This is a genomic window from Streptomyces sp. NPDC006296, from assembly GCF_040613235.1.
In the GTDB taxonomy this organism is placed as follows: Bacteria; Actinomycetota; Actinomycetes; order Streptomycetales; family Streptomycetaceae; genus Streptomyces.
Window position 1 is genome coordinate 58,042 of the sequence record NZ_JBEXRT010000011.1, and the last position, 22,381, is coordinate 80,422.

Below are 22,381 nucleotides of genomic sequence, written 5' to 3' on the forward strand. Positions count from 1 at the left end.
CATGAGCACGGACGCACAGCAGGACAGCGAGGAGTTCCGGGCCTGGCAGCGCTGGCACGAGGGGCGCATCGTCGCCGTGGCCGCGCCGCACGGCCCCCTCTCCCTCACCGGCACGCACTGGCTCGCCGACCATCCGGAGGGCCGCATCCCGGACGTACCCGGGGTGTGGCGTGAGGAGGAGGGCCGGGTGGTGCTCGCCGGCACCCCCGCGGACGGGCTGACCGTCGACGGGAAGCCGCTGGACGGAGAGGTCCGGCTGGGCGCCGACCGGGGCCCCGTCGACGCCTCCCGGGTGGCCCGGGGCGAGCGCCGGCTGGTCGTACTGAGCCGCGAAGGCCTCTGGGCGGTACGGGACTTCGACCCGCGGTCCCCGGCCCGCCAGGCTTTCAGGACCATCGACGCCACCCCGTACGACCCGGCCTGGTCGCTGGACGGCACCTTCCACCCGTACGACTCCGACCGGACCGTCCGCGTCGCGAACGCCGACGGGCGCGAACGGGGGCTGGGGCTCTCCGGGGAGATCGCCTTCACCCTGGACGGCAGCCGGCACACCCTCCAGGTGGCGGTCGAGCCCGACGGTTCGCTCTGGGCGGTCTTCGCCGACGCCACCAGCGGGGACGGCAGTTACCGCTTCCGCTTCCTGCGGCCCCCGGCCCCCGACGGGGACGGCCGGGTACGGATCGACCTCAACCGCGTCCTGCTGCCGCCGTGCGCCTTCGCCGACCACTTCATCTGCCCCTTCCCGCCGCCGGGCAACACCCTCACGGCGGCCGTGCCGGCGGGGGAGCGGAACCGTATCGACGGCTGACCGGTGCCACCCGGGACGGCGGGCCCGGGGCGCGGGCGATCCGCCGTCCCGTTCGCCGGGGCTCCGGCCGTTCGCCGGGGCGCCGGGCGGGTGCGGCGCCGGACCGGTGCGACCCGGCCGGACACCTCCGCACCCCCGTGAGCCCCCGCCGGTCCCCGGCGGGGGCTCCCTTTCGTCCGGCGGCTCTTGGGAAGATGCCGGTACGGTCGGTCGCAGAGGGAGCACGGGGGCGGCCGCGGTGCCGGCCCGGAGGGGTGCCCTCCGGGAGCCCCCGCAGACACCAGGGGGTTCCAGGTCCGTGAAACGCATCGGAGTGACCGGTCACCGCTCCATCCCCCCGGAGGCCCACGCGCACGTGACCGAGGGGCTGAGGGCCGCGCTGTGCGGGCACGGCTCCCTGGAGGCGCTGTCCAGCCTCGCGGTCGGGGCCGACCAGCTCTTCGCCGCTCTGGCCCTGGCCCGGGGCGCGGAGCTGACCGTGGTCGTCCCGAGCGGGGACTACGAGGCGGGCTTCACCGACGCGGCGGACCTCGATCGCTACCGCGCGCTCAAGGCGCGCGCGGCCCGCGAGGTCCGGCTGGACTTCCCGCACTCCACCGACGAGGCCTACTACGCGGCGGGGGCGTACATCGCCGACCACTGCGACCGCCTGCTCGCGGTCTGGGACGGCCGGCCCGCGCGGGGCCGGGGCGGCACCGGCGACATCGTGACGTACGCCCGCAGCCTCGGCCGCCCGGTCACCGTCATCTGGCGCGAGGGCGTCGAGCGGAGCTGAGCCCCGGCTCACATCCGGTGCCTGACCAGCCAGTCGGTGTGCTCGGGCGACACGATCCGCTCGGTCTCGAAGACGGCGGCCGCCCAGTGCCGTTCGGTCAGGGTGGTCTCCATCGCGGCCTGCAGGTGCTCCAGGTCCTCCTCCACCAGCGAGTGGGCCGTGACCAGGGGGTGGTGCCGGCGCGTCTCGTTCCAGGCGAGACAGGCCGCCGCGGCGGCGGAGAACGTCCCCGTCAGCGCGAGCGAACCGGCGCTCCCGAAGGTCCGCAGCACGGCCAGGACCAGCGCCGGGAGCGTCAGCGCGGCGATGGTGCCGGACCACACGAGCGCACCGCGCCGCGACGCGACCCGGCGCCTGCGGTACCAGCGCCGCTGCTCGATCAGCCGGTCCCGGATGTACGTCTCCTTGCGTACGGTGAAGGCCTTCTCGCGCAACTCCCGCATGGACGCGGTGATCAGGACGCCGCCCGAGTCGGGCATCTCCTCCCGCGGGTCCTGCCAGCCGACCTTCCGCAGCTCCTGGAGCCCCTCCTCCAGCCGGCTGGCGAAGACCGCCTCGGGGTGCAGGACGGAGGAGTCGAAGGGAGCGCCGTGGACCGCGTAGCGCCAGCAGTTCGACTTGATGAACTCCGCTGCGGAGCGGTTGAGTTGCCAGTGCGACTTCGCTTTGCGCCGGGAGGCCAGAAAGGTCGCTATCAGGACACCGAGATACGCCGAAACGGCTATGGCGTCCAGGAGTTGGACGCCCCCGCCGACCCGGACGCGCCAGGGGACCGCGGCGGGCAGGGTGCCGAGGACGAGCAGGACCAGCTGGCCGCGTGCGGTGTCGACGGCCTCACGCCGGCGTGCGACGGCCACGGCGTCGGTGTGGTGGAAGAGTTCGGGCAGATCAGCGCTCCTGAAGACCATGCTCTGCAGTGGTCCTGGAATCGCCGCCATGATCACCCCTGAATTCGATGTGGTGGTGGCCCCGGTCCCCGTGCGAACGGGTTTTCCGCCCATTCGGAGCAGTCGTGCGAATCGCTCGGGTCGCGGCTGTACGCGTTGAGTTGCGCACCGGGTCCATGAGGGTAAAGTCGTGCCGCCGGGCACTGCAATGGCGCAGGTGTCGGCGCTGTTTCCGTGTCCGGAACGAGCCCCTCGAGGACGACCGTGAAGACCTACGAATCCACCCCTGAATTCGCTGCCGCGAAGCGCCGTGTGCCGCTCGCGAAGATCGATGTGTCCGGCGGTGCGGCAGCCAGGAAGATGGGCCGGGTGCTCGCCGCGGCGAGCGGTCGCCCGACCGGAATCTCCACCTTCAACTCCTCGCTGTAGGAAAGCGCCGCGGAAACAGGACCTCCGGTCCGGAAAAAACCTGAATACTGCACTCGTCCGGTCGGCCGGCTTCTGCGATCGGGGCCCTGGCGCGCGCAGCGGCTGGACTAGAATGAGTGAAATGACAGGCCCCGCGGTCCCGTTCCGCGAAATCGTTCTGAAGGTCCACAGCAGGTGCGACCTCGCCTGCGATCACTGCTACGTCTACGAACACGCGGACCAGAGCTGGAGAACCCGGCCGAGGACGGTTTCCGACCGCGTCGTCGCCACGACCGCCCGGCGCCTGGCGGAGCACGCGAAGACCCACGCCCTGCCCTCCGTATCGGTGATCCTGCACGGAGGGGAGCCCCTGCTGGCGGGCCCCGAACGGCTCCGCCGGGTCTGCGAGGAGTTCGGTTCCGCCCTGTCGGGGGTGGCCGACCTCGACCTCCGGATCCACACCAACGGCCTCCAGCTCGGCCCCCGGTACCTGGACCTCTTCGCCGAGTTCGGCGTCCGGGTGGGGATCTCCCTCGACGGCGACCGCGCGGCCAACGACCGGCACCGCCGCTTCGCCGACGGCCGCAGCAGCCACCCCCTCGTGCTCAGGGCGGTCGAACTGCTCCACCAGGACCGCTACCGCCACCTCGACCTCGGTCTGCTGTGCACCGTCGACGTCCGGAACGACCCGCGCGCGGTGCTGGACGCCCTGGTCGCACTCGACCCCCCGCTCATCGACTTCCTCCTCCCGCACGCCACCTGGGACACCCCGCCGCCCCGGCCCGACGGGTCGCCGACGGCCTACGCCGACTGGCTCCTCGCGGTCTTCGACCGCTGGCAGGAGAAGGGCGGCGCGGTGCCGGTGCGCCTGTTCTCCTCGGTGCTCTCCACCCTGAGCGGCGGTCCGAGCCTCACCGAGTCCCTCGGGCTCGCCCCCACGGACCTCGTGGTCGTCGAGACGGACGGTCAGCTCGAACAGGTCGACTCCCTCAAAAGTGCCTACGAGGGCGCGGCGGCCACCGGATTCGACGTGTTCGGGCACTCCTTCGACGAGGTCGCCGCGCACCCGGGGGTCCGCGCCCGGCAGCTCGGTCTGGCCGGTGTCAGCGAGGCGTGCCGCCGGTGCCCCGTCGTACGGTCCTGCGGCGGCGGGCTGTACACGCACCGGTACAGCTCGACGGGCGGCTTCGACCGGCCCTCGGTCTACTGCGCCGATCTGGCGGCGCTGGTGCGGGGGATCGAGGCGCGGACCAGCGCCGCCACCGTCTCCCCGGCGGTCACCGACCGGCGCGAACTGGCCGCCGCGCAGGACGACCTGACCCGCACGCTGCTGGCCGGGCTGCACGACGCGCTGGACGGCCGCGGCGGTGCCCGCTGGGACGAGGCGTGGGGGCTCGCCGGTGTCCTGGAGTCCTCGGCGGAGGGCGCCGCCGGGCTCGATCAGGTCCTGGCGCACCCCTACACGCGTACCTGGCTGGTGGAGACGCTGGACGGGCTGCACGCCGAGCGGCCCGGTGCCGTCGGCCGGGCGCTGCGGCTGGAGTCGTACGTGGCCGCGGCGGCCGTGCGCTCCGGCCTCGGCCCCGAGGTGCCGGCCGGCTACCGGGACGGCAGGCTCTTCCTCCCCACCCTCGGTGAACTCCGGCTCGCGGGGCCCGGCGAGACGGGCCGGGCCCGGGTGCGGGCCGCCGGTGACGGCTTCTCGGTCCGGTCCGGGAGCGGTGGCGAGCGGATCGTGCCGATCGGGGCGGACGGCCCCGGATGGCTCCCGGTGCGGCGGGCGGTGACCGGGGGTGCGCCGGGGTTCGTCCTGGACGACCTCGACCCGTACCGGGACTGCTTCGAGGCCCCGGCCGCGCCGCGCCTGGGCCGGGCGGAGGCGGAGGCGTGGATCCGGGACGTCGGCCGGGCGTGGGAGCTGCTGGAGCGTGCCGCCCCGGGGCAGGCGGCCGAGGCGGCGGACAGCCTGACCACGCTGACCCCGCTCGTCGCCGGCCGGAACGCGGAGCGGCCGTGCGGCTTCGGGGCCGTCGGGCTGGTGCGGACGCGGGACGGCCGGGCGCTCGCCACCGGACTGCTGCGCGCTCTGCGCCGGACCAGGCTGCGGGCCCTGCTCGACGTCACGGACCTCTACGCACTGGACGGGGCCTGGCAGTACCGGCCGCCCTGGGACCGGAATGCGAAAGTCCCCTTTTCCGAACTACTGGCCTCCACCTACGAACGTGTGGGACTTTCCTTCCTCGCGCCCCGATTCCTGGACGGTGTGTCCGAGGCGCTCGACATGATGGACGGAGCGGCCGAACCGACCGTCGGAGGAATGCGGCTGCTGAGGTCGTTGCGTGACGAGGTGAAAGGTGTACAGGGGGCACGGGGGACGGACAGCCCTGTGAATGCCGCGGATCACGAACCTGTTCGGTGAATACCGAGCAGGTATGACCGAAAAGCGGCGCTGATTGACCGAACGCTATGGGGGTGGAGCACAGTCCGCTCCGGAATGATGAATTCGCTCGCCTCCCTTCACCGCCCCGGGACGCGGGTGCTCACCCAGGACGGGGGTCGTGTGCACGCATGACGCACCAGCGAGCGGACCATCGGCCGTACTTTTTCCTGAGCTACGCGCACACACCGGGGTACGGCGGTGGATCGGACCCGGACATGTGGGTCGAACGGCTTTTCCAGGACCTCTGCGGTCATGTGATGGCCATGACCAATCTCCCCGCCGGATCACCGGCCGGTTTCATGGACCGGGAGATACGCTCCGGCGAGGGCTGGTCCGAGCGCCTGGGAAACGTCCTGGCCGACTGCCGGGTCTTCGTACCGCTGTTCTCGCCGCGCTATTTCGCCAGCGAGATGTGCGGCAAGGAGTGGTACGCCTTCGAGCAGCGCGCCATCCATCACCGGGCCCGGTCGAACCAGCCGGCCGAGGCGATCGTGCCCGCGCTCTGGGTGCCGGTGCCGCCGAGCCGGCTGCCCGGTCCGGCCGAGCGGTTGCAGTTCAACCACCGTGACTTCGGGGAGCGGTACGTCAGCGACGGGCTCTACGGGCTGATCAAGCTCACCCTGTTCGCGCAGGACTACGAACAGGCGGTCTACCACCTGGCCAAACGCATCGTGCACGTCGCCGACACCGTGCGGATCGGCTCGGGCCGGCCGCTCGACTTCCGCCTCGTGCCCAGTGCCTTCGGCGCGCCGGGGGGCGGCACGGTCGGACCGCGGCCCATGCGCATCACCATCGCCGCGCCCACCCGCCACGATCTCCCGGAGGGCCGGAACCCCGAGTACTACGGCGACAACCCGCAGGAGTGGAACCCCTACCATCCGGCCTCGGCCCGGCCCCTGGCCTACGTCGCCGAGGAGCTGGTGCGGTCCCTCAACTACCAGGTCGTCGTCGCGCCCTTCGACGAGGAGCCGGGGCAGCGCGAGGGCAAGCAGTCCCCGAGCACCCCCGAGATCCTCCTGGTCGACCGCTGGGTCCTGCGGGACGAGGAGCTGAGGCGGCGGCTCGCCGCCTTCGACCGGGAGAACCGGCCCTGGGTGACCATGGTCGTCCCCTGGTGCAGGGACGACCACCAGGGCAGGGAGGCCGAGACCGAGCTGACCGAGATCCTCGAACAGACGATGCCCGCCACGATGCGGCAGGGGCGTGCCCTCTGCCGTACCGCGGCCAAGGGGGTGCCCAGCATGGAGGCGTTCGGCCGGATCCTTCCCCAGGTGGTCGAGGTGGCCGCCCAGCAGTACCTGCGGCACGCCGAGGCCTATCCGCCGGCGGGCGGACGGCACAGCGAGCGGACCCGGCTGACGGGCCCCATGGGCAGTACCCGGTTCATACCCGACATGCACGACCCTGCGATGGATGCGGAGGACGTATGACAGCCGGTCGTGACGGGCACATCGTCACCTTCTACTCGTACAAGGGCGGCACCGGGCGCACCATGGCCCTGGCGAACACCGCCTGGATCCTCGCCGCCAACGGCAAGCGGGTGCTGGCCGTCGACTGGGACCTGGAGGCCCCGGGGCTGCACCGGTTCTTCCACCCCTTCCTCGACCCCTCGACGCTCGGCGCCACCACCGGTGTGATCGACCTGATCACCGAGTACGCCTGGGCCGCGACCGACCCGGCCCGGCGGGCCGACGACTGGCACCGCGACTACGCCCGCATCCAGCCGCACGCGGTCTCGCTCACCCCCGGCACGCTCGGCTGGGAGTTCCCCCGGGGCGGCACGCTCGACTTCGTCTCGGCCGGGCGGCAGAACCGCGAGTACTCCGCCACCGTCTCGACCTTCGACTGGGACAACTTCTACGACCGGCTCGGCGGCGGGCACTTCTTCGACGCCCTGCGGGACGACATGAAGGCCCACTACGACTACGTCCTCATCGACAGCCGCACGGGCCTCAGCGACATCGCCGACATCTGCACCGTCCACCTTCCCGACGTGCTCGTCGACTGCTTCACCCTCAGCGACCAGTCCATCGACGGCGCGGCCTCGGTCGCCCGCCAGATCGCCGAGCGCTACACCGGCCGGCCGATCGCCATCTACCCCGTCCCGATGCGCATCGACGAGGGCGAGAAGGAGAAGGCCGACGCCGGCCGTGCGCTGGCCCGGCTGAGGTTCGACCGGCTGCCTCGCGACCTCTCGGGCGACGCGCTCACCGCCTACTGGGGCGCGGTGGAGATCCCCTACCGCCCCTACTACGCCTACGAGGAGACGCTCGCCACCTTCGGCGACGAGGCGGGCCTCAGCAACTCCCTGCTGTCCGCCTTCGAACGCCTCACCGCGTTCGTCACCCGGCAGGAGGTCACCTCGATGCCGCCGGTGGGCGAGGAGGCCAGGCTGCGCATCCGGGACGCCTTCACCCGGCGCAGGCCGGCCCTCCCCGCGGACCTCTTCCTCTGCTACGTGGCGGAGAACCGCATGTGGGCCGACTGGATCGAGTCGGTCCTCACCCGGGCGGGCTTCCGCGTGGTGCCGCGCGACGTCTCCGCCGACGCCGGGCCCGAGGGCGCCCCGCACACGGCCGAGACCGCGGCCCGCACGGTCTTCCTGCTCTCCGGCGCCTACCTCAAGTCCCAGCGGGCCGTGAACCTGTGGGACCGGGCGGTCTCCGGGGACCCCGGGGGCGGCCTGCGCCGGCTGCTGCCGCTCCGGGTCGGCGAGGTCCGGCTCACCGCGTCGTACATCGACCGCAACCCGGTCGATCTGTTCCGGCTCGACGAGGTCCACGCCACCGCGGCCCTGATGCGCGCCCTGGACCGGCCGCTGCAGCTCGGCGACGGGACGTCCCCGGGGCCCCGCTTCCCCGGTACCGTGCCCCGGATCTGGAACGCCCCGCCCCGCAACCCCGGCTTCACCGGCCGCTCCCTGGTCCTGGAGCGGATGCGGGACCAGCTCGGCGGGGGCATGGCCGTCGTGCTGCCGCAGCCGCAGGCGCTGTACGGCCTGGGCGGTGTCGGCAAGACCCAGGTGGCGCTGGAGTACGTGCACCGCTTCATGGCCGACTACGACCTGGTGTGGTGGATATCCTCCGAGCAGACCGACGACGTGGTGGCCGGCCTCGCCGAACTCGCCGGGCGGCTCGGCGCGCAGGGCGGCGACGACATGGCGGCCGCCTCCAAGGAGGCCGTGGACCTGCTGCGGCGGGGCGTCCCCTCGGAGCGCTGGCTGCTGGTGTTCGACAACGCCGACGACCCCCAACGCCTCACCCGCTACTTCCCGCAGGGCGGCTCCGGGCACATCCTGGTCACCTCCAGGAACCAGGCCTGGTCCCAGCACGGCGACGCGCTGCCGGTCGACGTCTTCCTGCGCGAGGAGTCGGTCGAACACCTCCGGCGCCGGGCGCCGGGGCTCAGCGACGAGGACGCGGACCGGGTGGCCACCGCCGTCGGGGACCTGCCGCTCGCCGTAGAACAGGCGGCGGCCTGGATCGCGGAGACCGCCACCCCCGTCGACGCCTATCTGGAGCAGCTGTCCCGCCAGGCACCCCAGGTCCTCGCGCTGAACCAGCCGGCCGGATACCCGGAGCCCGTCGCGGCCACCTGGAACATCTCCATCGAGCGCCTCAAGGAGCGGTCGCCCGCAGCGGTCCGGCTGCTCCAGCTCTGCGCGTTCTTCGCGCCCGAGCCGATCTCGGCCGACCTCCTCTACAGCAAGGAGATGATCGAGGCCCTGAAGCCGTACGACGCCTCGCTCCAGGAGAAGCTGGTGCTGGGCCGGGTCATCCGGGAGATCGGCCGCTTCGCCCTCGCCAAGGTCGACCAGGTCTCCAACTCCATCCAGGTCCACCGCCTGGTGCAGGCGGTCATCAGGGCGCAGCTCGACGAGGAGGAGCAGCGCGAGGCCCGGCACGTGGTGCACCGCATCCTGGCGGGTGCCCGGCCCGACGACGACGAGCCGATCGACAACCCGGCGACCTGGCCCCGCTTCGCGACGATCTGGCCGCACCTCGGCCCGTCGGACGCGCGCGACTGCCGGGAACCGGAGACCCGCAGGCTGCTGATCGACCGGGTGCGCTACCTCTGGAAGCGGGGGGACGTCCGCACGGCGGGCCGGCTCGGGGACGAGCTCCGCGACAGGTGGCGGGAGACGCTGGGCAACCGGGACCTGCAGTACCTCTACCTCTGCTTCCACCTCTCCAACATCCTGCGGACCCGGGGCCGGTACGGCGAGGCCAAGGAGCTCGACGAGGTGACCCTCGACCGGCAGCGGGAGGTGCTGGGACCGGAGCATCCGCACACGTACATGACCACCAGCAGCCTGGCCATCGACCTGGGGCTGCTCGGCGACTACACCAGGGCGATCGAGCTGGCGACCGCCGCGCACGAGGGGTTCAGCCAGATCTTCCACGACCGGCACCCCCGCACGCTGGCCGCGGCCAACAACCTGGCGCTGAACCTGCGGACCGTCGGGCAGTACGCACGCGCCCGCGAGATCGACCAGGACGTCTACGACCTGCGGTCCGAGGTGCTGGGCCCCGAGCACCCGTACAGCCTGTCCTCGGCGATGTCGCTGGCGCGCGACCTGCGTGAGGTGGGGCGCTACGAGGACTCGGTGGGCCTGCTCAGCCGCACCTACGACTCCTACAAGGCCACGCTCGGACGGACCTACCCCACCACGCTCAGCGCCGCCAAGAGCCTGGCGGTCTCGCTGCGCCGGGCCGGGCGGCTGGAGGACGCGCGCAGGCTGACGGTGGCCACCCGGGCCAGATACCGGGCCAAGTACACCGCGGCCAACCCGGAGTCACTGGCCTGCGACCTCAACATGGCGGCCGACCTGTTCGCCGCGGGGGAGACCGCGGCGGCCAGGGACGCCGCCCAGGAGGTGGTGGACCAGTGCATGAAGGTGCCGGGAGCGCGGCATCCGTACACCCTGGCGGCGCAGAACAACCTCGGTGTCTACCTCTCGGGCAGCGGTGCACCGGTGGAGGCGGAGAGGCTGCTGACGCAGGTGGTCGCGGCCATGCGCGAGGTCTTCGGGCGGGAGCACCCGGACACGCTCTTCTCGGTGATGAACCTCGCCAACGCCACCGCGGACCGGGGTGAGCTCGGGATCGTGCTGGAGACGGAGCGCACGGTGGCGGGCCGGCTGCGGGAGGTGCTCGGAGCGCACCACCCGGAGACCCTGGCCATGACCTCGAACCTCGCGGTCACGCTGGACGCGATGGGACGCGCGGACGAGGCGCTGAGGGTGCGGGCGGAGACCGGGGACGAGCTGGCGCGGCAGCTCGGTGACGACCATCCGCTGACCCGCACGGCGCGGGACGAGCGGAGGTTCCGCCGCGAACTGGAGCCGATGTCGGTGTGAGCCGCAGATCTCCCGGCCGGGCCCGGCTCTCCGGGGCCGGCCGGGGTCCGGTCCGGTCCGGGCCTCCACGGCCGTTCGGGGTCCGGGTCCGGTCGGGTTCCGGGGCCGTCGCGGTCAGCCGGCCGCCACGGTCCCCGGATCCTCCTCGTCCAGCAGCCAGTTGAGCACGCCGGGGAGCACGGACAGGGCGTCGAAGTGTGCCGCCGCCGGTTCCAGCACGGCGGTGGCGCCCGGGATCTGTCCGGCCAGCCAGCGGGAGTGGCCCACGGGGGAGAACACGTCCTTCACGCCGTGCCACAGCAGCACCGGGCAGGTGATGTCCGCGGGATCGAACCCCCACGGCCGGCAGAACGCGAGCGCGTCGTCGATCCAGCCGTACGCCGAGGTGCGCAGTCCCTCCCGGAAGTTGGCGAGGAGCATGGAGCGGATCCCGGCGTCGTTGACCACGGTCCGGTCGGAGTCGGTCAGCTCCCGGCGCAGGTCGTCCAGGAGCCGGACCGGGTTCTGCCGGATCTCCGCCGAGCGGCTGATGAAGGACTCCGCCAGCCCGTCCGGATCCGCCACCGCCCGGGAGTAGGCGAGGACGTTCGACTCCGCCATCCCCTCGAACCAGTCGAGCCCCTCGGCGTCCCGGGGCGCCAGGCTGACCAGAGCCGCGGTCCGGGTGACCCGGTCCGGCATCAGCGCGGCGCAGGCCAGCGCGTGCGGAGCGCCGCCCGAACGGCCGGCCACCGCGAACCGCTCCAGCCCGAGCGAGTCCGCGATCGCCCGTACGTCCCCGACGACGTCCCGCACCAGGCGCCCCGGCAGCCGGTCGGAACCGCCGTACCCCGGCCGGTCGTAGGCGATCAGCTGCATCCTCCGCTGGTAGAGGACCATCCCGCGCGGAGCGGGACCCAGCCGGCTGCCCGGCATGCCGTGCAGGAGGAACACCGGTCTGCCCCGGGGGTCTCCCTGACGCTCCACCATCAGATGCCGACCGTCCGCCACGCGCACCCGACTCCGCACGCCGCTCCTCCGCTCGGTCACCGTGCCCCGTCCGGACACCAACCACCCGAAATGTGCTGCCTGTTCGATGATGACCCATCGGAGGGGATACCGGCACTCCCCGTCCGGTCGCGCCGGTGGTGTCCGGGGCGTGCGGAGGCGCTCGGCGGTGTCCGGCTTCGGGGGTGTACGCCGCGGGATCCGGACTCCGGGAGTCATTACAGGACAGGACTAGTCCTCACCCGCTGCCGATCTTCCGTCGCACCGGGTGTTCGCGATCGGAACCGATGCGGCGGTGCGCAGGGCTTGTGAACACGGCGCGTACGAACCGTCGCCGTCGTGTGCGCGTCCGGAAGTCGACCTTGTGTGCTATCCATCCCGTCGGAATAGTGGGCGCCCCATCCTCCGTGTTCCGGACACCCCACATGTCCGTGCACGGCCCCACAGGAGGTCGAAGTTGAAGCACCGACGCATACCCAGCAAGCGCGTGGCGATGGCCGGTACGGCCGTTCTCGCCCTGGTCGCCGCAGGAGCGACGTTCCAGACTGCGAACGCCAGTGACGCCGTGCCTCAGTCCGACGCCCGCACCCTCAGCGCCGACTCGGCGGGAACTCTCGCCGCCACCCTGGACAAGGACCTGGGCGCCGACGCGGCCGGTTCGTACTACGACTCCGAGGCGAAGAACCTCGTCGTGAACGTCGTCGACGAGGCGGCGGCCGAGCAGGTCCGTCAGGCGGGGGGCAAGGCCAAGCTGGTCCAGCACACCCTCGCCGAGCTGAAGACCGCCCGGCAGACCCTCGCCGACAAGGCGTCCGTCCCCGGCACCTCCTGGGCCGTCGACCCGGTCAGCAACAAGGTCGTCGTGACGGCCGACCGCACGGTCGGCAAGGCGGACTGGGCCAAGCTCGGCAAGGTCGTCGACGGGCTCGGCTCCAAGGCCGAACTCAACAGGTCCGCAGGGGAGTTCAAGCCGCTGATCGCGGGCGGCGACGCGATCTGGGGCGACGGCGCCCGCTGCTCCCTGGGCTTCAACGTGGTCAAGGACGGCGAGCCGTACTTCCTGACCGCCGGCCACTGCACCGAGTCCATCACCAGCTGGTCCGACTCGCAGGGCGGCTCGGAGATCGGCGCCAACGAGGGATCCAGCTTCCCGGACAACGACTACGGCCTGGTCAAGTACACCTCGGACGTGGAGCACCCGAGCGAGGTCGACCTCTACGACGGCTCGACCCAGGCGATCAGCCAGGCGGGCGACGCGGCCGTCGGCATGTCGGTGACCCGCAGCGGTTCCACCACCCAGGTCCACGACGGTGAGGTCACCGCCCTGGACGCCACGGTCAACTACGGCAGCGGCGACATCGTCAACGGCCTCATCCAGACCACGGTCTGCGCCGAGCCCGGCGACAGCGGCGGCGCGCTCTTCTCGGGCGACACCGCGCTCGGTCTGACCTCGGGCGGCAGCGGCGACTGCTCCTCGGGCGGCGAGACCTTCTTCCAGCCGGTGCCCGAGGCACTGGCGGCGTACGGCGCCGAGATCGGCTGACCCACGGTTCCGGCTCCTGACGGCCGGCGAGCCCGCCCCTCCATGTGAGGGGCGGGCTTCGTGTGTGCCTCCGGCCGCCCTGCCCGCCGCTCCGGTTCCGGCCTTGCCTCAGCCGCGCGCGAGCGACAGGAACGCCGCCCACTCCGTACGGCCCACCCGCAGCGCCGGTCCGTCGCCGGCCTCCTTCGAGTCCCGCACATGGACCGCGCCGCCGCCGACGGCCACCTCCACGCAGTCGCCGCCGCCCGATCCGCTGTGGCTGCTCTTGAACCAGCGCAGCTCGTCCACGTTCCCGGTTTCCTGCTCGACGCTCATGTCTCTCCCACCAGCTGTCCGATGAGCCGCGCAGACTCCTGGGCGTTCAGGGCCTGCGATCGCAGCTTGCCATATCGCAGTGCGAAGCCGCTGACGTCTGCCGGATCACTGACGATGCATCCGATCTCCTGAGCCTCGATGTATCCGATGCGCCGGAGTTCGCTCGTCTCCACCAGGACGAACGGACCGTCCAGGCCGGTATGGAAACCGCTGCCGGCGGGCATCACCTGTACCTCGACATTGCGCAAGGTGCCCACCTCGAGCAGGCGTTGCCACTGCCTCCGCATCACCTCGACACCGCCCACCGGGTTCCGCAACGCCTCCTCCCCGATGATGAACGACAGCTCCGCCATCGGGTCCCGTGTCAGCAGGCGCTGGCGACCGAGCCGGGCCTCCGTGTGCCGGTCGACGGTCTCCTCGCCGAACGGCGGGCAGTGGCCGGCGAACACCGCCCGTGCGTACGCCTCCGTCTGCAGCAGCCCCGGCACCAGCAGCGGATCGTACGAGAAGCGGCTCAGCACCTCGGCCTCGATGAGCGCGAAGTTGCGGAAGAAGCGGGGGAGCTTCGCCCGGTCCACCTCGCCCTGGAGCACGTCCAGCACACCGCCCGCCTCCAGCACCCGCTCCGCGGCCACCGTGAACGTCACCTTCGCCGCCCGCCGCCCCTGCTCGACCGAGGCGACCTGCTCCAGCGAGTACCCGATGGCCTCGCCCAGCGCCTGCTGGTTCAACCCGGCCCGCCTGCGGAGGTGCTGGAGCAGGGTCCCGTACGCCACCCACACCCCCGGCAGTTCGCTGTCCTCCCTCTGCTTCTGCTTCGGCCTCGTCGCGCGCCCGCTGCCCGTCTCCCGCACTGTCCTCACGTCCTTCCGGCCACCGCACCACGGCTGGACATGGTTCAACCGCGGGGCGCCTTCCGCGTCACGGGCCCGGACCCGTACAGCACCCGTACAGGAAACCGGGCGACGAGGGCTCCGCCCCCGCCCCCGTGCACGACGGGCCGTACCGGTCGGCCGCGCGGCCGTACCGGGTGCCGGGGTACGGCAGGAGGCCCTGGCCGGGGCGTCGGTGCGGCGGCACGGTGGCCGCATGTCACCGAGAAGCGTCGCCGCAGGTCCCCGTTCCGAGCCGGCCGATGTCGTCATCCGCCTCAGCAGCACCCCGCGAGGGGCCCGCCTCGCGCGGCGGCTGGCCGAGCAGCAGCTCGCCCTGTGGGGGATCCCGTACGGCTCCGGCACCGCGCGGACCGTGGCCCTGGTCACGGCGGAGCTGGCCTCCAACGCGATCACCCACGGCGGCCTGCCCGGACGGGACTTCCGCCTCGCCCTTGTCCGGCTGCCGCACGCCGTCCGCGTCGAGGTGACGGACACCCGCCCCGAACGCCTGCTGCCGGAGCCGTCACCCGCCCCCGCCGACGCCACCTCCGGCCGCGGACTGCTCATCGTCGAGGCGTACGCGGACCGCTGGGGCTGCACGGTCCGCGACACCCGCACCAAGACGGTCTGGGCGGAGGTGGCCACCGAGGCCGCCGGCGACAACTCGGGGGCGCACCCGGGTCCCTGAGGTGCGGGAGCTCCCCGCGGCGGCGGGGGGCGTCGCGCTGCCGCCGGCAGGGGCAGCACTGGTCCGGCCGGCGGCAGCGACGACCGCCCGGGCCCGCCCGCCCCGCTCCCGAAAACCCCGTGCGGGGCGCCCCCGGCCCCCGTAGGCTGCCGGGCATGAACATCCACCAGATCTACGGCTGACACCGGACGGGGCGGCGCCCCGTTCCCCGTGCCGCGCACCCGTGCGCGCTCCCCGGCAGGCTGTGCCCCGGGCGGCGGCGCACCGGTCCGGTGTGTCCTTCTCGCCGTAGACCTGAAACGAGTGATTCCTTATGTCCCGTCGCCGTGCCCACATCGCGATGATCGGCATCCCGGCCGTCAGCCACATCCTGCCCGGCCTGGAGATCGTGCGTGAGCTGGTGGCCCGCGGCCACCGGGTGACGTACGCCAACGACCCCGCCGTGGCGGACCTGATCACGGCCACCGGTGCCGAGTTCGTGCCGTACGGTTCCGCCCTGCCGTTCGCCGACAACGACTGGCCCGCCGACCCGATCGCCGCCATGGGCGTCTTCCTCGACGACGCCGTCCAGGCGCTGCCGCAGCTGCGCGCCGCCTACGACCGGGACCGGGCGGACCTCTACCTGTACGACATCGGCGCCTACGCCGCGCGCGCCCTCGCGGAGGCGCAGGGCAGGCCGGTCCTCCAGCTCTCCCCGACCTTCGTGGCCTGGGACGGCTACGCCGAGGAGATGGGGGCGGCCCTGTGGGAGCTGCCGGGCGCCGACGCGTACCGGGCGACGTTCGCGCGGTGGCTCGCCGGGTCCGGGGCGACGACCACGGACGTCGACACCTTCTCCGGCCGTCCCGCGCGGGCCCTGGCGCTGATCCCGCGGGCCATGCAGCCCCACGCGGACCGGGTCGACGCCGACGTGGTGTCGTTCGTCGGACCCTGCTTCGGCTCGCGTGCGGACCGGGACACCTGGACCAGGCCGGCCGGTGCGGAGAACGTCCTGCTGGTCTCCCTGGGCTCGGCGTACACCCGGCAGCCGGACTTCTACCGCCGGTGCCTGGAGGCGTACGGCGACCTGGCGGGCTGGCACGTCGTGCTCCAGATCGGGAAGTACGTCGACCCCGCGGAGCTGGGGCCCGTCCCGGGCAACGTCGAGGTGCACTCCTGGGTGCCCCAGCTGGCGATCCTGGAGCAGGCCGACGCGTTCGTCACCCACGCGGGGATGGGCGGCAGCAGTGAGGGGCTGTACACCGGTGTGCCCATGATCGCCGTCCCGCAGGGCGCCGAGCAGTTCATGAACGCGGACCGGCTGGTGGAGCTGGGCGTGGCCCGCCGCGTCGACACGGCGGACGCCACGGCCGAGGCGCTGCGCACCGCTCTCACCGGACTCGTCGCGGATCCCGGCGTCGCCCGGACCTCGGCGCGGCTCCGGGCCGAGATCCGGACCGAGGGCGGCACCGCCCGGGCCGCCGGTCTCGTCGAGGAGATGCTCGGCTGACCCTCGGCCTCAGGCGAGCGTCGAGCCGTTCCCGGGGGAGGCGGGCGTTCCTCCGGGAACGGCCGCCTCCCGCGCTCCGCGCGTGTCCCGGCCGCGGCGCATCGCCAGCAGCAGGGTGAGCGCGGTGCCGGCGACCGCCCAGGCGGAGAGCACCAGCAGCGGGCCGGTGACCGCGTTGCCCCGGAAGTAGGCGATCGAGCGGGCCACCCAGGTGCCCGCCCCCGGTGGCAGGGCGGGGCCGATCGCCCGCCAGAAGTCCGGCAGCATCGGCAGCGGGAAGGCGCCGCCCGCGCTCGGGTTGCCCGCGACCACGATGACGAGGACGGCCAGGCCGATGCCGACGATGCCGGTCAGCGCCTCCAGGGCGAGCGTGGTCATGCCGACCGAGAACACGACCAGGGCGCCCAGTCCGGCCAGGGCCCACACACTGCCCGGGAGCGCGCCGAGGACCGGGCCGATGATCACCGCGCCGCCGATGCCGCCCACGATCGAGTACAGCGCCATCACCCCGGTGCGGATCACCGCGCGCTGCCGGTTCGCGGGCCTGGTGCCCGCGCTGATCGCCAGGATCGAGGCGCAGAGGTAGCCGCCGACGCACCAGCCCACGACCAGGTAGAAGGACGAGAGGCCGTCGAAGTCGTCCGGGGAGGCGGGGGCCACGTCCACGGTCCGTACCGTGCGCTGCCGCGGCGCCTCCGCCGCCTTGACGATCTTCTCCAGCGAGGTCGCCAGCACCGTTCCGCCGCCCGAGGCGACGAGCACGGTGTCGGTCGACCCGGTGGGGCTGACGACCAGGGCCCCGTCGATCTCGCGGTTCTGGATCTGCCGGCGGGCCTCGGCCTCGTCGGACACCGCGCGCGGATCGAGCGGGCCGCCCGGCAGCCGGTCCAGCTGCGTGACGAGCTGCCCGGACACCTGCCGGGGCGCGACGACCCCGAAGGGGACGTCCGTCGGATCCGGCCGGTGCAGCGCACCGACGTAGGAGGCGATGAACAGCAGTTGCAGCGCCAGTACGCCGACGACCAGCAGGGCGGCCCGTGCGGTGACGGCGTTCTTCACCTCGTCAGCGAAAGTCATGCCCCCACGCTCCGGGCGGTGTGCCGTGCGCGCAGTCGGGGGCGGGCCGAATGGCGGAGAGGCGACCCCGCCCCGTTTATCGTACGAATGTTCGAGACTTGGTCTATGGTGGAGAGCGAGGGGGTGGTGAGTACGGATCGGTCCAGGAGGTGCGGATGCCCGGGTTCACGCATCTGCATACCGTCTCCGGGTACTCCCTGCGCTACGGCGCCTCGCACCCGGAACGGCTGGTCGAGCGTGCCGCCGAGCGGGGGATGGACGCCCTCGCGCTGACCGACCGCGACAGTCTCGCGGGCACCGTCCGCTTCGCCAGGGCCTGTGCCGAGGCCGGGATACGGCCGCTCTTCGGGGCGGAGCTCGCGGTGGCGCCGCAGGGGGCGCGGGAGGAGCGCGCGCACCGGACGCGTACACCGGTCCGGGGCGGCGCCTTCGTCGACGAGTCGGCGCCCCGCGTCACCTTCCTGGCCCGGGACGGCGCCCGCGGCTGGGCCGGGCTGTGCCGGCTGGTCACCGCCGCCCACTCCGGCACCAGGGACCCGGGTGCCGGACAGCCCCTGGTCGGCCGGGACGCGCTGCCCGCCGAAGGGCTCACCGTGCTGCTCGGTCCCGCCTCCGAGGTGGGGGCCGCGCTCGCCGCGGGCCGCCCCGACCGGGCCGCCGCGCTGCTCGCCGGCTGGCGGGAGATCCACGGCGACGCCCTGCGCCTCGAAGCCGTCCACCACGGCCGTGCGGGCACCGGCCCCGGATCGCTGCGGCTCGCCGCCCGCACCGTCGGCTTCGCCGCCGAGCAGGGGGTGCGGGCCGTGCTGACCAACGCCGTCCGGTACGCCGACCCCGGGCAGGGGCCCGTCGCCGACGTGCTCGACTCGGCCCGCCGGCTCGTCCCCGTCGACCCGCGCCGCACCCCGCTCGACAGCGGGGAGCGCTGGCTCAAGGACGACCGTGCGATGCGGGAGACCGCGGAGCGGATCACCTCCGCGGCGGGACTCGGCCCGGGGGCCGGTGAGCGGCTGCTCGCCGAGACCCGGCGCACCGCCGACGCCTGCCGCGTGGACCCGGCCGGGGACCTGGGCCTCGGCAGCGTCCACTTCCCCGAGCCGCGCCTCGTCGGCGCGGAGCGGCGCACCGCCCAGCGGGTGCTGGCCTCCCGCGCCGCCGCGGGCATGCTGCGGCACGGCTACGACCGCAGGCGCGCCTACTGGGAGCGGATGCACCGCGAGCTGGACATCATCGCGTACCACGGCTTCGCCACCTACTTCCTGACGGTCTCCCAGGTCGTCGAGGACGTGAAGCGGATGGGCGTCCGGGTCGCCGCGCGGGGGTCCGGGGCCGGTTCGCTGGTCAACCACCTGCTCGGCATCGCCCACGCCGACCCGCTCGCACACGGGCTGCTCATGGAGCGCTTCCTGTCCGAGCGGCGCTTCGTGCTGCCCGACATCGACATCGACGTCGAGTCGGCCCGCCGCCTGGACGTCTACCGCGCGATCATCGGGCGCTTCGGGACCGAGCGGGTCGCGACCGTCTCCATGCCCGAGACCTACCGGGTCCGCCACGCCATCCGCGACGTCGGGGCCGCGCTCTCCATGGACCCGGCCGAGACCGACCGGCTCGCCAAGGCCTTCCCGCACATCCGGGCGCGGGACGCCCGTGCCGCGATGGAGGAACTGCCCGAACTGCGCGCCGTGGCCGGGCGGAAGGAGCGGTACGGGCGGCTCTGGGACCTGGTCGAGTCGCTGGACGCACTGCCGCGCGGCATCGCCATGCACCCGTGCGGAGTGCTCCTCTCGGACGACTCGCTGCTGCGGCGCACCCCGGTCGTGCCCACCGGCGGTGACGTCCCCCACAGCCTCGACGGCGCCGGAGGCGCCCCCATCCCGATGTCCCAGTTCGACAAGGACGACGTGGAGCACCTCGGGCTGCTCAAGCTCGATGTGCTCGGTGTGCGGATGCAGTCGGCGATGGCCCACGCGGTGACCGAGGTGAAGCGGGCCTCCGGGCGGGAGATCGACCTGGACGCCGTACCGCAGGGCGACCCGGAGACGTACCGGCTGATCAGGAGCGCCGAGACGCTCGGCTGCTTCCAGATCGAGTCGCCGGGCCAGCGCGACCTGGTCGGCCGCCTCCAGCCCGCCACCTTCCACGACCTGGTGGTCGACATCTCGCTGTTCCGGCCGGGCCCGGTCGCCGCCGACATGGTGCGGCCGTTCATCGAGGCCCGGCACGGCCGCGCGCCGGTGCGCTACCCGCACCCCGACCTTGAGGGAGCGCTGCGCGACACCTACGGGGTGGTCGTCTTCCACGAGCAGATCATCGAGATGGTCGACATCATGACCGGCTGCGGACGCGGCGAGGCGGACCGGGTGCGGCGCGGACTCTCCGACCCGGAGTCGCAGGCCCGGATCAGGGTCTGGTTCGCCGGGCGGGCGGCGGAGCGCGGGTACGGCGCCGACGTGATCGTCCGCGCCTGGGAGATCATCGAGGCGTTCGGGAGCTACGGCTTCTGCAAGGCGCACGCGGTCGCCTTCGCCGTGCCGACGTACCAGTCGGCCTGGCTCAAGGCGCACCACCCCGCCGCCTTCTACGCGGGGCTGCTCACCCACGACCCCGGGATGTACCCGAAACGGCTGCTCCTCGCGGACGCCCGGCGGCGCGGGGTGCCGGTGCTGCCGCTGGACGTGAACCGGTCGGCGGCCGCCCATCGGATCGAACTGGTGTCTGGTGATCATGGGCATAAATGGGGATTGAGGCTGGCACTCTCGGACGTCCACGGCATCAGTGAGGCGGAGGTCGCCCGCATCGAGGCCGGACAGCCCTACACCTCGCTGCTGGACTTCTGGCAGCGGGCCAGGCCCGGGAAGCCGGCCGCGGAACGGCTGGCCCAGGTCGGCGCGCTGGACGACTTCGGCGCCAACCGCCGTGACCTGCTGCTCCACCTGTCCGAACTGCACCGCGCCCAGCGCGGTTCCGGGGCCGGTGGCGGTGCCCAGCTCCCGCTCGGCGGCGGAGACCGGACCGGCGGCGTCGGACTGCCCGACCTCAACGAGGCCGAACGCCTCAGCGCCGAGTTGGGCGTCCTCGGCATGGACGTCTCACGCCATCTGATGGGCGATCACCACAGCTTCCTGGCGGAGCTGGGGGCGGTCTCCGCCAAGCGGCTGCGGGAGGCCGCGCACGGGGAGACCGTGCTGGTCGCGGGCGCCAAGGTGGCCACCCAGACCCCGCCGGTGCGTTCCGGCCGCCGGGTCATCTTCACCACCCTGGACGACGGGACCGGCCTGGTCGACCTCGCCTTCTTCGACGACAGCCACGCCGCCTGCGCCCACACCGTCTTCCACTCCTGGCTGCTGCTGGTGCGCGGGGTGGTCCAGCGGCGCGGCGCGCGCAGCATGAGCGTCGTCGGCGCGGCGGCCTGGAACCTGGCGGAGCTGGCCGAACTCCGGAGCACCGGCGGCCTCGACGCGGTCGCGGCACGGCTGGCGGAGGAGCCCGCCGACCAGGAGGGCGCGGCGGGCACCGGCCGCCGCATCCAGCTGCCGACCGGCTACGAGATGAACCCCTGGTCCGACCTCCAGCCGGCCGGTGAGGGAACGCCCACCGGGAGGAAGCTGTGGCACCGGAGCCAGGGGAGCGCGGGATGAACGACCGGCCCGCCGTCCTGTACCTGCGCTTCCGCCGGATCGGCGGCGGACCGCCGGACCACGCGGCCTACGAGGGGCTGCTCGCCCTCCTCGGATCGTTCACCCCGGTCGTCGAGGCGGCCCCGCCCGCCGCCGCGCTGGCCGATGTCGGCGGCGCGCTCCGCTACTTCGGGCAGGACGCGGCGGGCCTGGCCTCCGTGATCCGGGTGCGCGCCCTCGCCCTGCACGGCGTGGACTGCGCCATCGGCGCGGCCGTCAACCCCCTGCTGGCCAGGATGGCCGCCCAGCAGGCGGCGCCCGGAACGACCTTCGTGGTGAACCCCGGCGAGCACGAGCGGTTCCTCGCGTCCAGGCCCGCCGCCGCACTGGACGGCGTCGGGGCGGCGACCGCGCGCACCCTGTGCGGATACGGACTCGACTCCGTCGGCCGGATAGCCGCCGCACCGCTCGCCACCCTCCAGCGGATCACCGGGGTGCGCACCGGGCGCGAGCTGTGGGAACGGGCCAACGGCATCGACCGCACACGGGTCGTGCCGAACGCCGCCGCCCGGTCGGTCGCCGCCGAACGCACCTTCCCCCGCGACGAACTGGACCCCGGGCGGCACCGCCGCGCGCTCCTCTCGCTCACCGAGGAACTGGGCGCCAGGCTGCGCGGCGACGGACAGGTGTGCCGCTCGCTCGCGGTGTCCGTGCGCTACGCCGACCGGACCGGCTACGCCACGCTGACCCGCAGCCGCACGCTCCGGGAGCCCACCGCCCACTCGGCCGAGCTCACCTCGCTCGCGTACCGGATCCAGGACTCGTTCGCCCTGCAGCGGGCGAGGGTGCGGGGGATCGGGCTGCGGGCCGAGGGGCTCCACGCCGCCGAACACGCCTCCCACCAGCTCACCTTCGACCCGGTGGACGAGCGGGCGCGGCGGATCGAGGAGGTGTCCGACCGGCTGCGGGCCAGGTTCGGCCCGCAGGCCGTCAAGCCGGGGCGGCTCGCGGCCTGAGCACGGCGGGGCGGGCACGGGCGTCGGACGGGGCGGGGGCCGCGGGCCTGAGTGCGGGGTGGGGCGTGGGGGTGCGGGCGGGGCGGACGGTTCGGGT

Annotated in this window: 16 protein-coding genes; 11 read left to right on the plus strand and 5 right to left on the minus strand. The window is 73.3% G+C overall.

The window, feature by feature from the left end; translation table 11 throughout:
* Position 1 precedes the first annotated feature (1 nt).
* Entirely contained in the window at positions 2-808 is an 807-nt protein-coding gene (locus ABZ172_RS10380; RefSeq protein WP_356882258.1) for a DUF1684 domain-containing protein, read from the plus strand.
* Positions 809-1,106: 298 nt separating this feature from the next.
* On the plus strand, positions 1,107-1,583 hold the full coding sequence (locus ABZ172_RS10385) for a hypothetical protein (protein ID WP_356882260.1): 477 nt from the start codon (positions 1,107-1,109) through the stop codon (positions 1,581-1,583).
* A gap of 8 nt (positions 1,584-1,591) precedes the next feature.
* Here ABZ172_RS10385 and ABZ172_RS10390 read toward each other — a convergent pair whose 3' ends face one another.
* Positions 1,592-2,491, minus strand: a complete 900-nt coding sequence (locus ABZ172_RS10390; RefSeq protein WP_356882262.1) for a DUF4231 domain-containing protein — start codon at positions 2,489-2,491, stop codon at positions 1,592-1,594.
* Between the two features lie 243 nt (positions 2,492-2,734).
* On the opposite strand from ABZ172_RS10390, the gene fxsA reads away from it, so the two are divergent.
* The 4 genes from fxsA (at position 2,735) to fxsT (ending at position 10,677) form a co-directional block, all read left to right on the plus strand.
* Positions 2,735-2,899, plus strand: a complete 165-nt coding sequence (gene fxsA / locus ABZ172_RS10395; RefSeq protein ID WP_356882264.1) for an FxSxx-COOH cyclophane-containing RiPP peptide — start codon at positions 2,735-2,737, stop codon at positions 2,897-2,899.
* A gap of 121 nt (positions 2,900-3,020) precedes the next feature.
* Positions 3,021-5,297: a radical SAM/SPASM protein FxsB, inactivated metallohydrolase extension form gene (gene fxsB / locus ABZ172_RS10400; RefSeq protein ID WP_356882266.1), complete on the plus strand. Its 2,277-nt coding sequence runs from the start codon at positions 3,021-3,023 to the stop codon at positions 5,295-5,297.
* A gap of 149 nt (positions 5,298-5,446) precedes the next feature.
* Positions 5,447-6,748, plus strand: coding sequence for an FxsC protein (gene fsxC / locus ABZ172_RS10405; protein ID WP_356882268.1), 1,302 nt, complete (start codon positions 5,447-5,449; stop codon positions 6,746-6,748).
* Positions 6,745-10,677 carry an FxSxx-COOH system tetratricopeptide repeat protein gene (gene fxsT, locus ABZ172_RS10410; protein ID WP_356882270.1) on the plus strand — a complete coding sequence of 1,311 codons (3,933 nt, stop codon included), beginning with the start codon at positions 6,745-6,747 and terminating at the stop codon, positions 10,675-10,677. The genes fsxC and fxsT overlap by 4 nt, the downstream gene beginning before the upstream one ends.
* Before the next feature lie 114 nt (positions 10,678-10,791).
* On the opposite strand, the gene ABZ172_RS10415 is transcribed toward fxsT, so the two are convergent.
* The gene (locus tag ABZ172_RS10415; RefSeq protein WP_356882272.1) at positions 10,792-11,685 is read right to left on the minus strand and encodes an alpha/beta hydrolase; all 894 of its coding nucleotides are present in this window, start codon (positions 11,683-11,685) and stop codon (positions 10,792-10,794) included.
* Positions 11,686-12,028: 343 nt separating this feature from the next.
* On the opposite strand from ABZ172_RS10415, the gene ABZ172_RS10420 reads away from it, so the two are divergent.
* Complete coding sequence (locus ABZ172_RS10420) at positions 12,029-13,207, plus strand: S1 family peptidase (protein WP_356882274.1); 1,179 nt, start codon at positions 12,029-12,031, stop codon at positions 13,205-13,207.
* A gap of 108 nt (positions 13,208-13,315) precedes the next feature.
* Here ABZ172_RS10420 and ABZ172_RS10425 read toward each other — a convergent pair whose 3' ends face one another.
* Together ABZ172_RS10425 and ABZ172_RS10430 are read right to left on the minus strand one after the other, a co-directional pair.
* On the minus strand, positions 13,316-13,522 hold the full coding sequence (locus ABZ172_RS10425) for a DUF397 domain-containing protein (protein WP_356882276.1): 207 nt from the start codon (positions 13,520-13,522) through the stop codon (positions 13,316-13,318).
* Positions 13,519-14,376 carry a helix-turn-helix transcriptional regulator gene (locus tag ABZ172_RS10430; protein WP_356882450.1) on the minus strand — a complete coding sequence of 286 codons (858 nt, stop codon included), beginning with the start codon at positions 14,374-14,376 and terminating at the stop codon, positions 13,519-13,521. Before ABZ172_RS10430 ends, ABZ172_RS10425 begins: the two co-directional genes overlap by 4 nt.
* A gap of 235 nt (positions 14,377-14,611) precedes the next feature.
* Here ABZ172_RS10430 and ABZ172_RS10435 point away from each other — a divergent pair, with 235 nt between their 5' ends.
* Together ABZ172_RS10435 and ABZ172_RS10440 are read left to right on the plus strand one after the other, a co-directional pair.
* Positions 14,612-15,085, plus strand: a complete 474-nt coding sequence (locus tag ABZ172_RS10435; RefSeq protein WP_356882278.1) for an ATP-binding protein — start codon at positions 14,612-14,614, stop codon at positions 15,083-15,085.
* Between the two features lie 313 nt (positions 15,086-15,398).
* Entirely contained in the window at positions 15,399-16,574 is a 1,176-nt protein-coding gene (locus ABZ172_RS10440; RefSeq protein WP_356882280.1) for a macrolide family glycosyltransferase, read from the plus strand.
* 9 nt (positions 16,575-16,583) lie between these two features.
* Here ABZ172_RS10440 and ABZ172_RS10445 read toward each other — a convergent pair whose 3' ends face one another.
* A complete protein-coding gene (locus ABZ172_RS10445; protein ID WP_356882282.1) occupies positions 16,584-17,651 on the minus strand; it encodes a DUF3533 domain-containing protein in 1,068 nt (355 codons plus the stop codon).
* A 155-nt stretch (positions 17,652-17,806) separates the two neighbouring features.
* On the opposite strand from ABZ172_RS10445, the gene ABZ172_RS10450 reads away from it, so the two are divergent.
* Positions 17,807-21,289, plus strand: coding sequence for a DNA polymerase III subunit alpha (locus ABZ172_RS10450; RefSeq protein WP_356882284.1), 3,483 nt, complete (start codon positions 17,807-17,809; stop codon positions 21,287-21,289).
* Positions 21,286-22,284 (plus strand): hypothetical protein, encoded by a 999-nt coding sequence (locus ABZ172_RS10455; protein ID WP_356882286.1) that lies wholly within the window; start codon positions 21,286-21,288, stop codon positions 22,282-22,284. The genes ABZ172_RS10450 and ABZ172_RS10455 overlap by 4 nt, the downstream gene beginning before the upstream one ends.
* The last annotated feature ends 97 nt before the right edge of the window (positions 22,285-22,381 follow it).

Bases quoted from the DNA above. Each gene is read 5' to 3' on its own strand.
- ABZ172_RS10435 (WP_356882278.1), top strand. From the start codon at position 14,612: ATGTCACCGAGAAGCGTCGCCGCAGGTCCCCGTTCCGAGCCGGCCGAT.
- ABZ172_RS10380 (WP_356882258.1), top strand. From the start codon at position 2: ATGAGCACGGACGCACAGCAGGACAGCGAGGAGTTCCGGGCCTGGCAG.
- ABZ172_RS10455 (WP_356882286.1), top strand. From the start codon at position 21,286: ATGAACGACCGGCCCGCCGTCCTGTACCTGCGCTTCCGCCGGATCGGC.
- ABZ172_RS10425 (WP_356882276.1), bottom strand. From the start codon at position 13,522: ATGAGCGTCGAGCAGGAAACCGGGAACGTGGACGAGCTGCGCTGGTTC.
- fsxC (WP_356882268.1), top strand. From the start codon at position 5,447: ATGACGCACCAGCGAGCGGACCATCGGCCGTACTTTTTCCTGAGCTAC.
- ABZ172_RS10390 (WP_356882262.1), bottom strand. From the start codon at position 2,491: ATGGTCTTCAGGAGCGCTGATCTGCCCGAACTCTTCCACCACACCGAC.
- ABZ172_RS10440 (WP_356882280.1), top strand. From the start codon at position 15,399: ATGTCCCGTCGCCGTGCCCACATCGCGATGATCGGCATCCCGGCCGTC.
- fxsB (WP_356882266.1), top strand. From the start codon at position 3,021: ATGACAGGCCCCGCGGTCCCGTTCCGCGAAATCGTTCTGAAGGTCCAC.
- ABZ172_RS10450 (WP_356882284.1), top strand. From the start codon at position 17,807: ATGCCCGGGTTCACGCATCTGCATACCGTCTCCGGGTACTCCCTGCGC.
- fxsT (WP_356882270.1), top strand. From the start codon at position 6,745: ATGACAGCCGGTCGTGACGGGCACATCGTCACCTTCTACTCGTACAAG.
- ABZ172_RS10445 (WP_356882282.1), bottom strand. From the start codon at position 17,651: ATGACTTTCGCTGACGAGGTGAAGAACGCCGTCACCGCACGGGCCGCC.